The organism is Hydrococcus rivularis NIES-593 (genome assembly GCF_001904635.1).
Lineage (GTDB): Bacteria > Cyanobacteriota > Cyanobacteriia > Cyanobacteriales > Microcystaceae > Hydrococcus > Hydrococcus rivularis.
On sequence record NZ_MRCB01000021.1, the window covers coordinates 68601 to 83809 of the forward strand.

The 15209-nt window shown below is 44.9% G+C and carries 11 protein-coding genes and 1 pseudogene; 7 read left to right on the plus strand and 5 right to left on the minus strand.

The genetic code is table 11. The features are described 5' to 3' along the window. The first annotated feature begins 158 nt into the window (after positions 1 to 158). The 5 genes and pseudogenes from NIES593_RS16240 to NIES593_RS16260 form a co-directional block, all read left to right on the plus strand. Entirely contained in the window at positions 159 to 623 is a 465-nt protein-coding gene (locus NIES593_RS16240; RefSeq protein WP_073600574.1) for a hypothetical protein, read from the plus strand. An 80-nt stretch (positions 624 to 703) separates the two neighbouring features. Then, positions 704 to 1021 (plus strand): hypothetical protein, encoded by a 318-nt coding sequence (locus tag NIES593_RS16245; RefSeq protein ID WP_073600587.1) that lies wholly within the window; start codon positions 704 to 706, stop codon positions 1019 to 1021. A gap of 18 nt (positions 1022 to 1039) precedes the next feature. After that, positions 1040 to 1525 carry a hypothetical protein gene (locus NIES593_RS16250; RefSeq protein ID WP_073600575.1) on the plus strand — a complete coding sequence of 162 codons (486 nt, stop codon included), beginning with the start codon at positions 1040 to 1042 and terminating at the stop codon, positions 1523 to 1525. A gap of 276 nt (positions 1526 to 1801) precedes the next feature. Continuing rightward, positions 1802 to 4528 carry a bifunctional acetate--CoA ligase family protein/GNAT family N-acetyltransferase gene (locus tag NIES593_RS16255; RefSeq protein ID WP_073600576.1) on the plus strand — a complete coding sequence of 909 codons (2727 nt, stop codon included), beginning with the start codon at positions 1802 to 1804 and terminating at the stop codon, positions 4526 to 4528. Between the two features lie 324 nt (positions 4529 to 4852). Beyond that, positions 4853 to 5334 (plus strand): annotated as a pseudogene (locus NIES593_RS16260) (ATP-binding cassette domain-containing protein); the annotation flags it as partial. 324 nt (positions 5335 to 5658) lie between these two features. On the opposite strand, the gene ahcY reads toward NIES593_RS16260, so the two are convergent. The 3 genes from ahcY to NIES593_RS16275 all read right to left on the minus strand — a co-directional run bounded on the left by ahcY (position 5659) and on the right by NIES593_RS16275 (position 9987). Then, complete coding sequence (gene ahcY, locus NIES593_RS16265; protein ID WP_073600577.1) at positions 5659 to 6936, minus strand: adenosylhomocysteinase; 1278 nt, start codon at positions 6934 to 6936, stop codon at positions 5659 to 5661. A gap of 140 nt (positions 6937 to 7076) precedes the next feature. Continuing rightward, the gene (gene murI, locus NIES593_RS16270) at positions 7077 to 7913 is read right to left on the minus strand and encodes a glutamate racemase (protein WP_073600578.1); all 837 of its coding nucleotides are present in this window, start codon (positions 7911 to 7913) and stop codon (positions 7077 to 7079) included. Positions 7914 to 8091: 178 nt separating this feature from the next. Further along, positions 8092 to 9987: an N-acetylmuramoyl-L-alanine amidase gene (locus NIES593_RS16275; RefSeq protein WP_073600579.1), complete on the minus strand. Its 1896-nt coding sequence runs from the start codon at positions 9985 to 9987 to the stop codon at positions 8092 to 8094. Between the two features lie 618 nt (positions 9988 to 10605). Between NIES593_RS16275 and NIES593_RS16280 the strand changes: the two genes are divergently transcribed. Together NIES593_RS16280 and NIES593_RS16285 are read left to right on the plus strand one after the other, a co-directional pair. Beyond that, positions 10606 to 11283, plus strand: a complete 678-nt coding sequence (locus tag NIES593_RS16280; RefSeq protein WP_073600580.1) for a response regulator transcription factor — start codon at positions 10606 to 10608, stop codon at positions 11281 to 11283. Positions 11284 to 11310: 27 nt separating this feature from the next. Beyond that, on the plus strand, positions 11311 to 12546 hold the full coding sequence (locus NIES593_RS16285; RefSeq protein ID WP_073600581.1) for a sensor histidine kinase: 1236 nt from the start codon (positions 11311 to 11313) through the stop codon (positions 12544 to 12546). A gap of 116 nt (positions 12547 to 12662) precedes the next feature. On the opposite strand, the gene NIES593_RS16290 is transcribed toward NIES593_RS16285, so the two are convergent. Together NIES593_RS16290 and NIES593_RS16295 are read right to left on the minus strand one after the other, a co-directional pair. Then, the gene (locus NIES593_RS16290; protein ID WP_073600582.1) at positions 12663 to 13424 is read right to left on the minus strand and encodes a COG4705 family protein; all 762 of its coding nucleotides are present in this window, start codon (positions 13422 to 13424) and stop codon (positions 12663 to 12665) included. Positions 13425 to 13604: 180 nt separating this feature from the next. After that, entirely contained in the window at positions 13605 to 14372 is a 768-nt protein-coding gene (locus NIES593_RS16295; RefSeq protein WP_073600583.1) for a COG4705 family protein, read from the minus strand. Positions 14373 to 15209: the final 837 nt, after the last annotated feature.

Here is a 15209-nt window from a genome sequence, read left to right on the forward strand (position 1 = left end):
CAAATTTGCCAAGAGTGTGAGGAACGCAACCCATGCAGTTGAATGCATAACCAGAGTATCTGTCAGGGTTGTGCTGTAAAAGTTCGGTGCTAATACTGATGTCTGCCTGCAATAGCGCCAACCATAATGGTAAAAGTCACCAAAATATAGACAAAAAAATGCCTGCCCAGCGTACTAAAAAACAAAACTTAGAGATAATCAAAACTAGACTTCAAGTTCACAATCTACCTAGCAAATTTAAGGCTCTCTCCGAAAATGCGATCGCTATCTTTGCAGACAATCCAGAGCTAGACTCAGCTATCCGAGTTATTATCGACCAAAACGATACCATTAAAAATGCCAACGGTCGTCGTCTTGCGGCTGAAAATCAAGTAGAAAGACTCAAACGCCAGCTAGTCCGAGTCGGTCAAGACTTTGTTAACCCTTCCAAAAGCGAAATTGTCCAAAGCTTGAAAAAATTGTTTGGCAAAGATAAAGTCACCAAAGCTGATGATGCGCTTCTTAGCGAGATTGGTGCAGTCTCAAAAGAAACTGCTCTAGAAGATTTAAAGAAATCCGAACAAATAGTTGAACAAGCTATAGAGATAGCCGAGAAATACAAGCAAAAATATGGTCAACCCTAGCGAATTTTTATAAAAATGTCTCCTAATTCTATTTGCAATACATAACTGCACAACAAAAAGACAAACAACAATTAATACAAATGGTTACTCAAAAACAACTAGACGGACTGAACTATAAGCAAGCTCAAAAACGTAACTCGGAGAAGTTTAACTTGCTCAGTAAAACCGAACAGAAGCAAGTTCGCCAACAAGGCTACAAAAACTTAGGCTGGGACAATGTTCGTAAGTCTTGGACTATTTTGCAAAAGCTTATTCCTTCCTCGCCAGTAGATTTTGTTGGGTTTGTTATTCAAAAAGCAGAAGATCGATACGAGCAAGCGAAACAAGAAGGGAACTTGCTAGAAGTGCTTAAAGCTGGCAAGTCTGTTATTAAATCTCTACAACTGAAATATCAGTAGTACAGGAAGGTAAGACAGATGCTAGTCAATTTATATCCTAGTTGGGAGGAAATTTTAGCGAATCTAGCCGATTTGTTGGGCTTTCAATGGGTCAAAGTCGATACAACTTTAAATAACCAAGGCAAGCTTCAAAATAGCTATACCATCTCCAATATGTCTTATGTTCGCAAAGCCGATCTAGACGACTATATAAAAAATAGTACTGTAGGTGCGTCAGAATATGCTAGAGCCTCTGTACTTTACTCCTTATATGCTTGCCATTACCTTACCGTAGTCGATCTTGAGTATCCTACCTATCAAGACTGGAAAAACAAGCATGGCTTAAGCATAGATCATAGCTTACCTAGATATTGGTTTCCCCGTTTAACATTTGATTGCACCAATTGGAAACCGATGCCAATCAAAAATAATCAAAGCAAAGGAGACGACTTTTTGGACGAGGGTGTGGAAAGACTCCAATGGTTATCTACAAAAATTATGGATATTAAGTCTAAGTATTTATAAAAACGTTGCAGTATTAAACGATGAAAAAAAGAAACAAACGAGAGATAGTCATTCGAGCCGACAAGTTAACCGATGATGCGATCGCCTTATCTCTCTTATAGCCTTTCAGAGTAAGTCAATGTAAGTCATTTTTTAAGAGGACAAAAACGCCAACGCGATCGCTTAAGGAAAACTTAAAAATGGGGCGCGCAAGTTGAAGAAGCATTTAGGCTGCTGGATAGGGAGATATAAACTTTGTCTCCCATGCGTATCTGCTATGCTCGCGAGGATTAGATCGTGCTTCAACCACTCAAACCCACTACCGATCGAGCTTACGACATTCTACGCTCCGAGCGTCAGCCGCTCAGCCCGATCTTTGCACCACAGACAGTTGCCGTAATCGGTGCTACTGACAGACCGGGTAGCGTGGGGCGAACCCTCCTTTGGAATCTCATCAGCAACCCTTTTGGGGGGACAGTTTTTCCAGTCAATCCCAAGCGAAATAGCGTTTTAGGCATTCAGGCATATCCCAACGTTAAATCGATTCCCCAACCCGTCGATCTAGCCGTTATCGCGACCCCAGCCGCAACCGTACCTGGAATTATCGACGAATGCCTTGAAGCAGGCGTAAAGGGTGCCATTATCATCTCGGCGGGGTTCCGGGAAATTGGCAAAGCCGGACGGGAATTAGAGCAGCAAATCCGAGAAAAAGCGCTAGGAAAAATGCGGATTATCGGACCCAATTGCCTGGGGGTGATGAATCCGCGCTCCGGACTCAATGCTACCTTTGCCGGAGCGATCGCGCGTCCGGGAAATGTGGGCTTTATCAGTCAGAGCGGCGCTATCTGCACGGCTGTCTTAGACTGGAGCGTTCCTGAAAATGTAGGCTTTAGTGCGTTTATTTCCATCGGCTCCATGCTGGACGTGGATTGGGGCGATTTGATTTACTATCTCGGCGACGATCCCTACACCAAAAGCATTGTCATCTATATGGAATCTGTTGGCGATGCGCGATCGTTTCTCTCCGCCGCGCGGGAAGTTGCCTTTACTAAACCCATCATCGTCATCAAAGCGGGCGAGACAGAAGCTGCCGCCAAAGCAGTTACTTCCCATACGGGTGCGATGACGGGGAGCAAGGACGTGTTTGATGCCGCCTTTCGCCGTTGTGGGGTGCTGAAGGTGACGCGGATGTCCGAGCTGTTCGATATGGCAGAAATCCTCGCCAAACAGCCTCGCCTTCCCGAAGGTCCCCGACTGGCGATTATCACCAATGCAGGAGGACCGGGAGTGCTAGCGACTGATGCGCTAGTTGCTACTGGAGGAGAACTGGCAGAACTTTCGGACGATACGATTGCCAAGCTCAACGAAGTTCTGCCGCCTCAGTGGAGTCATGCCAATCCCATCGATATTCTCGGAGATGCAGACCCAGATCGTTACACAAAAGCTTTAGAAATTGCAGTTGAAGATTCTGGTAGTGACGGGCTGCTGGTCATTTTGACACCGCAAGCCATGACCGATCCGAATAAGACGGCAGAACAATTGATAAGCTGCGCTCAGATGGCGGGCAAACCCATCTTGGCAAGTTGGATGGGAGGCGCAGAAATTTCTGTAGGAGAAACCATTCTCAACAAACACCAAATCCCTACTTATCGCTATCCGGATTCGGCAGCTCGCCTGTTTAATTTAATATGGCGCTACAGTTACAACCTGCAAGGCATCTACGAAACTCCCGTCATGCCGCCCGATGAGGATGGAGGTCCAAATCGTTCCCAAGTGGCGCAGATTATAGGAGCAGTCCGAGAGAGCGAACGCGTAATTCTTACCGAATTGGAATCGAAGGAAATTTTGGCTGCCTATGGCATTCCGGTCGTAAGAACCGGGATTGCGAAAACAGAAGCCGAAGCTTTGGAACTGGCAGAATCGATTGGCTATCCCGTCGTCGTCAAACTGTTATCGGAAACTGTGACCCACAAGACGGATGTAGGGGGAGTGCAGTTAAATCTCGCCAATGCGGAAGAGGTACGGGATGCCTATCGAGCCATTCAAACTTCAGTAACCGAGAAAGTCGGGGCAGAACATTTCTTGGGCGTAACCGTTCAACCGATGCTTAGCCCCGATGGGAGTTACGAATTAATTATCGGCAGCAGTATCGACCCTCAATTTGGACCCGTGCTGCTATTTGGCACGGGCGGGCGACTGGTAGAAGTGTTTAAAGATCGCGCGATCGCTCTTCCTCCTCTCAACACGACCCTTGCCCGTCGAATGATGGAGCAGACGAAAATTTATCGCGCCCTCAAAGGCGTTCGCGGGCGCAGACCTGTCGATCTGGCAGCCCTAGAGCAACTGATGGTGAAGTTCGGCCAGCTTGTGGTCGAGCAGCCTTGGATTAAGGAAATTGACATCAATCCCCTGCTTGTCTCTGCCGAACGCCTAACAGCGCTGGATGCTCGCATTATTCTCCATCCCAAAGATACGCCGGCCAACGAACTTCCCAAGCCAGCCATTCGTCCCTATCCCCTACAATACGTTGGATCTTGGACAATGACGGACGGTACCCCCGTCATCATCCGTCCGATTCGTCCCGAAGATGAACCCCTTATGGTGCGGTTTTATAAAACTCTCTCCGAACACAGCATCTATTTGCGTTATTTTCATTTGATGAGTTTGAGTCGGTTGACTGCCCACGAGCGGCTAACGCGCCTGTGTTTTATCGACTACGATCGCGAGATGGCCCTGATCGCGATCCATAAAGAAACCCAGGAAATGCTAGCCGTAGCTCGCTTGAGCAAACAGCACGGAGTCAATGAAGGGGAATTTGCCATGTTGGTCAGCGATCCTTTCCAGCGGCATGGGTTGGGAACCGAGTTGCTGCGGCGCTTGGTGCAAGTCGGTCGGGATGAGAAACTCGAGAAAATTAAGGCGGAGATTCTGCCTGAGAATCGTGGCATGCAGCGAGTCTGTGAAAAGGTCGGTTTTCGCCTTCACCGCACTCTCGATTGGGTTAAAGCCGAAATTGATTTGTAAGGGCGAAAAATAACCAGTAGTGCGACCATCTTGGTCGCCATCGAGATGTTCGTACTACATATGTCGTACTACATATTATGACTGATTAAACAGGTTTGATATCAGCAGCAATTGAAGGAGAAAAAAACAAAAATCTGATTAATTCTCATTTTTGCCCAAAAAACAAAAAATGTATTTTGGCTCTTAACATCACCGTTCTTAGTTACAAAAACTCGCTGAGGATAAGCGATAGTTTGTTTGTGGGAGCGTGACTTAAACCTGGGAAATTTAGCTCTCCCTTCAAAACTGATACCATTTAAAAATGGGGATGTCATCTAATAGAATTTAATCGATGGTTACGATGTCACCAATATTTCATTGCGATGCTTTCGAGAAAATATCAGCGTCGCTCATCGGGGCGCAACGATGGCAGAGATTCAACAGGCTGCTAAACTAGCAGGAGCCGATCGCTTTATTGACGATCTCCCGCTCAAATACGAAACTCATATCGGCGAGGGAGGCGGAAATCTCTCCGGCGGACAGAGACAGCGACTCGCGATCGCTCGCGCTCTTTTAGGCAATCCTCGCCTGCTGATTTTAGACGAAGCAACTAGCAATCTCGATGCCGAATCGGAGCGAATCATTCAAACCAATCTGAATACCATTCTCAGAAACCAGACAACTTTGGTAATTGCCCATCGCCTCCCGACAGTCCGCAATGCCGACCTCATTCTCGTACTCGATCGCGGCGTACTCGTCGAAAGCGGCACCCACAATGAATTAATGAATTAATGGCTATGCGCGGTGCGTATTACTATCTCAACTAGCAACAACTAGCGATCGTGGGTTGAAAATTACCGACCCCGCCTAGCCTGGTTGAGTGACAAATTTTTGTCTCCTCATCCCTAAATCCTTTCTCCCACAAGAGGCGAAGGGACTTCAGTCCAAAGTATTATACCAATTTTCAGGTTTTCGCGATCGATATTCTTCTCTCCTCTCCCGCTCTGGGAGAGGGGTTGGGGGTGAGGGCGATTTGAGTTATGTCACTCAACCAGCCGCCTAGCTTGACGACGTTCGTATAAAAGTTAAAAAAATCTCCAACTAAGCTTAGTTGGAGATTAGATTATTTTTATCGGACTTGACTCGAATAATTAAGTACCAGCAGTCCAGGAGTTAATATATTCGATTTGCTCTGGCGTAAGGGCATCAATTTCAATCCCCATTGCTTGCAACTTGAGTCGTGCAATTTCGCGATCGATTTCTTCTGGAATGTTGTAGATCCGAGGCTCTAACTTGCCTTTATTCTTCACTAAATATTCGCAAGCCATAGCTTGGTTAGCAAAACTCATATCCATTACCGCGCTGGGATGTCCTTCTGCGGCAGCGAGGTTGACTAAGCGTCCTTCACCGATGACGACGATGGATTTTCCATTAGCGAGTTTATATTCTTGGGTAAAGTTGCGAACCTCTTTGACTTCTGTTGCTTTAGCGCCCAAGGATTTGAGGTCGATTTCGATATCGAAGTGACCGGAGTTGCAAACCATTGCTCCATCCTTCATCGCCTCGAAATGTTCGGCGCGAATGACGTGTTTGTTGCCCGTAACCGTGACGAATAGATCGCCTTGGGGAGCAGCTTCTGCCATCGGCATAACGCGGAAGCCATCCATTGCCGCTTCAATCGCTCGGACTGGGTTAATTTCAGTGACGATCACATCAGCGCCGAGTCCTTTTGCTCGCATTGCCACGCCTTTACCGCACCAGCCGTAACCGGCAACGACAATCGTTTTCCCAGCCAGCAAGACGTTGGTTGCCCGGATGATCCCATCGAGGGTAGATTGACCCGTACCGTAGCGGTTGTCAAAGAAATGCTTGGTTTCTGCATCGTTGACGTTCATGGCGGGGAAGCTGAGAACGCCATCTTTGAACATCGCCTGCAAGCGAACGATTCCGGTGGTGGTTTCTTCGGTAGTACCGATGATATCGGCAATTTGCTGCTTGCGTTCCTTAACTAAGGTCGCAACCACATCGCTACCGTCGTCGATGATAATGTTGGGTTTGTGGTCGAGGGCGATTTGTACGTGGCGGTGATAGGTTTCGTTGTCCTCGCCTTTGATGGCAAAGACAGGAATGTCGTAATCGGCTACCAAACAGGCGGCTACGTCGTCTTGAGTGGAAAGAGGATTACTGGCAATCAGCAGAGCATCTGCGCCTCCAGCTTTGAGCGCGATCGCCAAATGAGCAGTTTCCGTGGTAACGTGACAGCAGGCAACCAGGCGAATACCAGCAAAAGGCTTCTCTTTAGCAAAACGCTCCCGAATTTGCTTTAGGACGGGCATTTCGCGCCCAGCCCATTCGATCCGTTGTTTGCCTTTTGGGGCAAGGGAAATATCTTTAATTTCGTACTTTTTCTCGACTGGAGTTGCAACCATGAATATTTTTTCCTCGTAAACTTTCTAATTGCCAGTTCTACTCAATTTAGCATTATCGGATAGTCGTGACCAGTGATTAGTTAGAGTTAGTGGGAAGTGCAAGCCAAAGTGCTGCTGTCTCCACTAACTACCGACTATTTTTATTCGAGAGTTTCTAGAGAAATGGTTGGCGCTGCGATCGCTGGCAGGCTAACTTGCTCGACTACAGGCACGTAACCAAGCCAGGGCCGCGAAGCTTGCGCGAACTTTTCTGGGGAGCCGCTGACGCAGAAACGAGTTGGTAGCGGCAGACGAGAGCTTTTGAGACCCAAAATTTCTAATTCTTGCTCGGCGGCTGTAACGACGTATTTAGCCGGATCGATGAGCCTTACCCTACTAGGTAAGATTTCTTGAAGTAGGGGTTCTAGGTGCGGATAATGAGTACATCCGTAAATCAGCGTATCGATTTGTCGTGCCAGTAAAGGTTCTAAATACTTCGTGGCGACTTTTTTGGTATGAGGATCGCGAATGCGGTTTTGCTCGATCAGGGGAACAAATTCCGGACAGCCGACTTGCCAGACTTCTGCGGTCGGATCGATTTCCTTAACGGCATTGAGATAAGCATTGCTCGCTGCTGTTGCTGGAGTAGAAATGACGCCAATGCGCCGACCTTTTTGAACAGCAGCGCGAGCACCGGGCAAAATCAAACCCAAAATTGGCAAGTGAAACTCCGATTGAACTGTTTCTAATGCCAAAGCCGAGCTAGTGTTACATGCCATGATGACCATTTTGACCCCTCTGTCGGCCATCCAGGTTAGAATTTCTCGGACAAACTGTGTTATTTCTTCTGGGGAACGATTGCCGTAAGGCAGTCGAGCGGTATCTGCAAAATAGAGAATCGACTCATTGGGAAGCTGCTGGTAAAGCTCCTTTAAAACCGTTAACCCACCCACACCACTATCAAAAATGCCAATTTGGCTATATTGAGATTCTCTCATGGATTGAGAAGATATTTGTAAATCGAGTAAAGGATAATTGTTACCGTTCAATAGCGAACAATTGGTCAATTAAATACAGTTATCTCATTTAATTGTAAAAAAGCAACAAACTTTTCAACAAACTCTGGTTAATTGTTTGTAACTTCTTCATTTTTAGCAAAAATTCAGTTAAATGGCATTAGTATTTATTTTGAAGATAGTTGATAATTCCTCGCGCGATCGCTTCTGCCATTTGACGCTGGTAAGCTGAATTTCTCAGATTAGCTGCATCTTGAACCCCAGTAACGTAACCGGTTTCTACCAAAGCAGCCGGCATGCTCGTTTTTCTGAGGACGTAAAATCTTGCCCGTCTAACCCCGCGATCGCCGACGTTAACCGTTCGCAGGATGCTGCTGTGAATCGCTTGTGCTAGAGTGCGATCGCCGAAGTAGTAAACTTCCAGTCCGTTGACATCGGAGCGATTCCCGCCGACGGCATTGGCATGAATGCTGACAAAAATCGTCCCTCGCGCTCGATTCGCCATCTCGGCACGTCCTTGAAGGCTGACGAAATAATCGCTATTGCGGGTCATTAAGACTCGCACCCCCTGTTGCTCTAGAAATTGAGCGACATCCTTAGAAATAGAGAGAACGACATCTTTCTCGCGCAAACCGCCGATGCCGATCGCGCCCGGATCTTTGCCGCCGTGTCCTGGATCGATGACGACTAGCGTTCCCGTTCGCGGAGCGACGGGTATGGCTGCGGAGCGGGAATTGTCGGTAGATGGCAGCGAGTTTTGGGGTGGGGGAACGGGAATATTGATGGGCGCAGAGTCGTTATAGTTAGAATCATTAGGCGCTCTAGAGTTAGATGTCCGAGGGCTATAGGCGCTCTGCCGCTGAGTCATTTGTAGCGTCAGGGTACGATTGTCGGCGCGATCGAGTTGCTCGAATCGAACGCCGAGAGCTGGCTTAACAAGGATGACGACTTCGCCAGTGCTTTCCTCGCGAAGCTTAATCTCGTAAATCGGACCATTTCTATCCAACCGAGGCTCTGGAAATTGTTCGGGGAGTTTGGCATTGGGAATCCTAATTTCGTAAGCCAGCTCTTGACGATTCCAGCTTCCAGTGCCGTTGACTTCGCGATCGGCTCGAATCCTTAACTCATCGTCGTCTTCCACTTCCAACGACTCAACGATCGCGACTTCGGAGTCGGAGTTAGAATCGTCGTTTTTCTCTTTGCTCGAAATTGGCGAGACTCTGCTGTTAGAGAACGAGCTCGCTCCACCTCTCGGCATCAGTACCAAGCCTCCAAACCGACTGTAGATGGCTTGCCAATCCTGGCTCTCTTTGTCTACATTGAGCGTGATGCGGGCGGAGGGAGGGGAGGTAGATGCCTGGGCAAATTGAATGTCCCTGACTCCATAACTGTTGACGGGTAAGGTTTGCGAAGCCAAGCTGGGCGGAAGCGTTGCATCGGCAAGGACAACTTCGATCGAGGAGCGATCGCGGCTGCGTTTAATTTTAATCTTGCTGTTGTCGCCGTCGCTATCGAGACGAACGAATAAGCCGTTGCGCGTAACCTGAAAATCCGTAGAATCGACCTGTTTCGGAGCAGCTACGGGGAGGGAGACATATCTCGCCGCAGGCTGAGATGAAGTGCTAGGAACTTGGGAAGCTGGCGGGTTCGGCGCAGTATTATAGCTCACTCGTTGAGGAGTCGGTAAGTCTACCGTCCACTGAGTTGGCGATAAGCCTCGAATTCTGACTTGTTGGGGATCGACAGTGTACCCTGCGGCTAATTCAATGACCAAGCGAGTTGTCTGAGCGTCAAACTGACCGACTCGCACGCTGCTGACGTACCCGCCGAATGCCTGCTTGATGCTGGGACGACCTAGCGTAATCCCCGGCAAGTCGATTACCACGCGAGTCGGATTGGCAACAAGTTGCGCCCTCGGTTGGACTCTTTCGTCCGTGCTAAAAATCAGTCGGCTTTGCTTGGACTCGAAGCGCCAGAATAAAAGCCTTCCCGCCTCAGCGGGAGAAGCAAAGAGAAAGAGGCTTAAAAAACTCAGTAGTAGCCAGTAAACTTTCACGGTTGTTGTTCCTGTTGAAACGGCTGCAACTCTAGATTAAAAGATTAGTTCCCAATCTCAAATACATTAAGTCAGAAGGACGTACAAAAAGATTCTCAGGTTTCAAACTTCGTGAGAGTCCTTTTTGCTGAATATACTCTAACGATGCCGCAACGATGCCGCGAAGTTGGCTATTTTGTCAATCCTCACGGGTTCTAGCCGTGGCATTCTTGGCTCAACCAGCTAACTTATCCTTACTAGGCAGAGGTTGTTCTGTCACGGCGCTCAATGTGCGAACATAGGTTCGACGCGGATCTGCGTCGCGCGGAGCATCGCCGCATCCGCACCTCCCCAAGCGTGAATTCCTGAATGCCTTTCGATACTTCCTATCTATTTCTTTTTGTTTCTACTAGAGTGCGATCGCCTTCGCAATAGCTAAACTGGGTATTTTTCAAAATTTCATTGGTAAATTCAGTCAATTTTCCCCAATCCAGTTTTAGTAATGATAAATACCATCAGCATGAACGCGGGGACGGAGTAGCTGTTAGCGAATCTCACAGCCATCGTCATCAACGCCTAACTCCACACCATCGCTAGAATAAATTAAAGAGTTATCACGATTATCTCTAAACCGCTAAGATGAGAATTTTAATAGTTGAAGACGACGATCGCATTGCCAAACCTTTAGCAGAAGATTTAAGACATCAAAATCATGTTGTTGATATTGCTAGGGATGGAATCGAAGGATGGGAATACGCTCAATCGGCAGATTACGATCTAATTTTATTGGATTTAATGCTACCTAAATTAGATGGAATTACTTTATGTAAGCGTTTACGTTCTGCTAAATTTCATGCTCTTATTTTGATGCTAACTGCCAAAGATACTACCTCAGATAAAGTTATCGGACTCGATGCTGGGGCTGATGATTACTTAGTAAAACCATTTGACTTAGATGAATTAGCGGCTAGAATGAGAGCCTTGTCGCGTCGAAGTTCAGAAACAAAACCATCATTATTAAAACACGGCGATTTACAACTCGACCCAATTTCTTGTAGCGTTACTTATGCAGGAAATGTTATATCTTTAACGCCAAAAGAATATATTATTTTAGAATATTTTATGCGAAATCCTACTCAAGTTTTAACGCGCTCGGCAATTTTAGATAAATTTTGGGATTTCGATAAATCTTCTGGAGAAGGAACGATAAGAACACACATTACTAATTTGCGAAATAAATTAAAAGCAGCCGGAAGTCCAGAAAATACTATCGAAACTGTTTATGGAATAGGTTATCGCTTGAAAAAAGAATCTTAAGTTTAATAGTGAATAATTAATTTAATTATGTTTAAGAAAATCCAGCATCGATTACTAAGATCTTATCTGCTGGTATTGGCATCAATTCTAAGTATTTTTGTTATTGGCGTGCGCGTTGTCTTCAGTCGCAGTTTGGCACAACAAACAACAGATAAATTGATAGCTTTAGGACAAGGAGTAGCTGCTAGTAGCGAGGTAGAAGACGAGCAGCTAAAAATTGAAAGTGAACTTTCTGTCAAAGAATTAATAAATAACGATCGCTCCTTGCAATGGTTCGATACGCAGGGTAAGTTAATATCACAACAAGGAAAATATTTTATAGATTTACCTTTTTCTGCTAACCAATCGGTACAAACTCAGTCAGGAAAAGTTCGAATCAGAGCAGTCACATTACCTATTATTGAAAGCGAAAATGGTAAATTAGTTGGCTATATAAGAGTAAGCCAGTCTCTAGAAGAATTTGATGAAACTTTGCGAAAATTAGATTTAGGTTTAGGTAGTGGAGTTATTATTGCTTTGATTTTTAGCAGTATTGGAGGGGTAATTTTAACTCGTCAAGCAATGCAGCCAATTGAGGAAAGTTTTCAACGTTTAAAACAGTTTACTGCCGATGCCTCTCACGAACTCCGCAGTCCTTTAATGGCAGTTAAAAGTAATGCAGCAGTTGCTCTAAAATATTCAGAAGGAATTAGAGAAACAGATAAAGAAAAATTTGAAGCGATCGCCAGTGCTACTAAGCAAATGACTCGCCTGACCGAAGATTTGCTCTTGTTAGCGCGTACTGATAAAATCCAGCGTCAAGATTGGCAGCTTGTTAATTTAACATCAATTCTAGAGGATTTATTCCAACTCTATAGAACTCAGACGGAGGCAAAAACAATTCAATTTAAAACGCAACTAACTAAAGATTTATACTTAATGGGTGATGCAGTTCAATTAATGCGCTTATTTACTAACTTAATTCAAAATGCTATTTCCTATACGCCAGAAAAAGGCACGATTGAAATTATAGCCAATCGGTTTGGTTCTCAGTTAATTATTAAGGTAAAAGATACAGGAATTGGGATCGCACCAGAGCATCTTCAACTAATTTTTGAAAGGTTTTGGCGGGCAGATAAAGCACGTTCCTACGCGAATGGAGGATCGGGATTGGGACTGGCGATCGCGCAAGCAATTTGTTTACAACATCAAGGAGAAATTGTTGTCACTAGCCAAGTTGGGATTGGTAGCTGTTTTGAGGTACGCCTTCGAGCAGTTGGTTAAATCAAATTAGTAAACAGATAGCTAGTCCAAAAATCCCAATTGTGGCTATCAAAGATGTTAAACGAGGATGTATTTGACGCAGCCAAAAAGCTAAAAGAAAACGAATCATAGTCGCTCTAATATCGTTCGTCGTTAGAAATCCTAGCCGCGAGTAGTCTTCTCTGCTTTAAAGTTGTGAACAGGATACAGACTCCAAGTATCGATGCAAGGACTAGCGATGAGCCGATCGTACCATAACCGAGTCCACCTTTTTGATGTGATTTTGTCAGAACATCTCCGAATGTTGCACCAAAGGGTCGGGTGAGGACAAATGCAATCCAAAACAAAATGACTGGAGAAAATTGGGTAAAATAGTGCGCTGCCAATACTAGGGCAAGCAAACCAGAAATTAGCATTGCTCCTCCGACAAATCCAAGTCCAGAAGTATCGGCGAGGAAATCGCCCAAGGCAGTTCCCAAAGTATTGGAAAATAGAATTGTTGTCCAATAGAGGATTTCAACTTTAGGCGTTTTAATGTTAGTAACAGATAGAGACCCTACACTAAATTTCCAAAATGCCAACATAATTAAAAGAAGAGTGACTAAAATCATAGACCCCGTAGCGTAGCCCAGCTTTAAAGTGCGATCCATGAAATCTGACATAGTTGTACCAGCCGTACTGGTTGAAAGGATGACAGTCCAATAAAGTAATGGGTTATAGCTTTTCGACACCAATTGAGTCACAAGCGTCGCTAAGAACACTCCAATTAAGATCGTAGAACTAATCGCATAGCCCACATTTAGGGTCATCGATAAAAGATCTCCTGCTGTTTCTCCCAAAGTGGTAGCGCATATTTTCATAATCCAGAAAAAAGCAGTAATTGCTGGCAATTTGCTCATTTTTACTCCTATTTATTGTCAAAAAATCTTACTTAATTTGAATTTGCGGCTTTATCGTAAAGAGAAAAAATCCAGAACTTGAAAAGATTTGGCTGGGCGATAAAAGTCACGTCGATCGCATACATGAAAATTGAAAACACACTCAGCACGAAAATACAAATTGTAGTGGCGATCGCGCCTTCACTCTTGTCGATCGAGCGACGTTAAGGCAGGTTTCTTGCGCTTAAGGCTTAAATAAATAACCAGGCTTGCGATGATAGAAAGAAAAACCATACTCGTTCCAGTCGTACCCCAACCAAGACCACCTACTTTTGCAGGCTGTGAAAGTAGATCGCCTATGGATGCTCCAAACGGACGAGTTAATATGTAGGCTAGCCAAAATGCCAACACTGCATCGATCCGGAAGTAATAATAGGCGATCGTTATTGCGGCAATTGCAGCACCAAATATTAATGCCGATTGTGCATAACCCAACCCCGAAGCCTCCGCTAAGTAGTCTCCTGTTGAAGTCCCCAAGGCAAACGTCAATAAAATAGCCGCCCAATAGTACAGTTCTCTTTTGGTTGTATTGATGGAGTGCATGGCTAATGTTTTTTCGCTCTTATACCAAAGCGCAAAAACAACCAATAAGGCGACGCTAAAAACTATGTTAGTTGTCATCAAAGTCACTCCCAACTCGTCTACCAAGCGATCGGTAATTAGCGTGCCAACGATACTTACCAAAACGACCACAAGCCAGTAACTCACTGGGACATACCGTTTAAGTCTAAACTGATTGAAAAGCACGATCGCTAGCAAACTACCCATGATGTAAGACGTTCCGCCTAAACCCAGGTTCATCGTAAACGCCAAAAAATCAGCCGCAGTTTCACCTACTGTAGTTGCCAGAATCTTAATCATCCAGAAGTAAATCGTGACTTCTGGAACTCTGTTTAATAGCTTCTTCATGGTATTTTTCCGTAAAATATTGCATGGCTACCAGTTACGTTTGATAAAAGAGCGATCGCCCGTACATTAGAGTTTTAGTTGAAGTGTTCATGAGTTAAACTCCTGAGAGGCTCGATCGATTGCTTTACCCTATGCCCCAAATGTCAAGAACTTTGCAAGATTTATTGCCAGAGTGAAAAAAATCTCTAGTCAATCAACGCGATCGCTTATCTATTACTTATTACAGTGAAAGAAAAACTTTTTCCAACTGGAAAGCATTGAGTCCACAAGCTACTTAGATTTTTTTGTTACCATACTTGAAAGCACCATCACAACAAAAAGTCACCAAGCCATATGTGATGTATGTGATGGACGATCGCACATGAGTAAATCCCAGTAACTATTCCACTAAACTTTAAAGTTTGTGGTTTTATATTTATAATTTTTTCGAGAAACCACTCAATAATCTGTAATTTTCCTTCCAAAATATACGATTCAGAAAATAAAATTGTCGATTGCCCTCACCCCCAACCCCTCTCCCTATTTAGGAGAGGAGTGAAGAATGTCGATCGCGAAAACCTGAAAATTGGTATTAGCTATTGTAAATTGTCACGCGATCGAAAACATTTCTATCACTACCTTCGATTTTGTCTGAATAAACTTCAAAACTTACAAAGCTCAATTTTGAAGCAGAAAAGGCTGTTTGAGAAAAATGTTCTACCGGACGAAGTTTTGCTCCTGCACCACAAGTAATATAAGTAGTTCCTTACTAATTTTTTGAATTTCTCCTCGGTTGTAAATATTAGACCTGTCCGAAATATTAACTAGGTGTCACAAAAATGGTAGAACGGAGTTTTA

Coding starts and splice junctions, on each gene's coding strand:
- NIES593_RS16295 (WP_073600583.1), bottom strand. CDS start 14,372: ATGAAGAAGCTATTAAACAGAGTTCCAGAAGTCACGATTTACTTCTGG.
- NIES593_RS16250 (WP_073600575.1), top strand. CDS start 1,040: ATGCTAGTCAATTTATATCCTAGTTGGGAGGAAATTTTAGCGAATCTA.
- murI (WP_073600578.1), bottom strand. CDS start 7,913: ATGAGAGAATCTCAATATAGCCAAATTGGCATTTTTGATAGTGGTGTG.
- NIES593_RS16290 (WP_073600582.1), bottom strand. CDS start 13,424: ATGAGCAAATTGCCAGCAATTACTGCTTTTTTCTGGATTATGAAAATA.
- NIES593_RS16245 (WP_073600587.1), top strand. CDS start 704: ATGGTTACTCAAAAACAACTAGACGGACTGAACTATAAGCAAGCTCAA.
- NIES593_RS16240 (WP_073600574.1), top strand. CDS start 159: ATGCCTGCCCAGCGTACTAAAAAACAAAACTTAGAGATAATCAAAACT.
- ahcY (WP_073600577.1), bottom strand. CDS start 6,936: ATGGTTGCAACTCCAGTCGAGAAAAAGTACGAAATTAAAGATATTTCC.
- NIES593_RS16285 (WP_073600581.1), top strand. CDS start 11,311: ATGTTTAAGAAAATCCAGCATCGATTACTAAGATCTTATCTGCTGGTA.
- NIES593_RS16280 (WP_073600580.1), top strand. CDS start 10,606: ATGAGAATTTTAATAGTTGAAGACGACGATCGCATTGCCAAACCTTTA.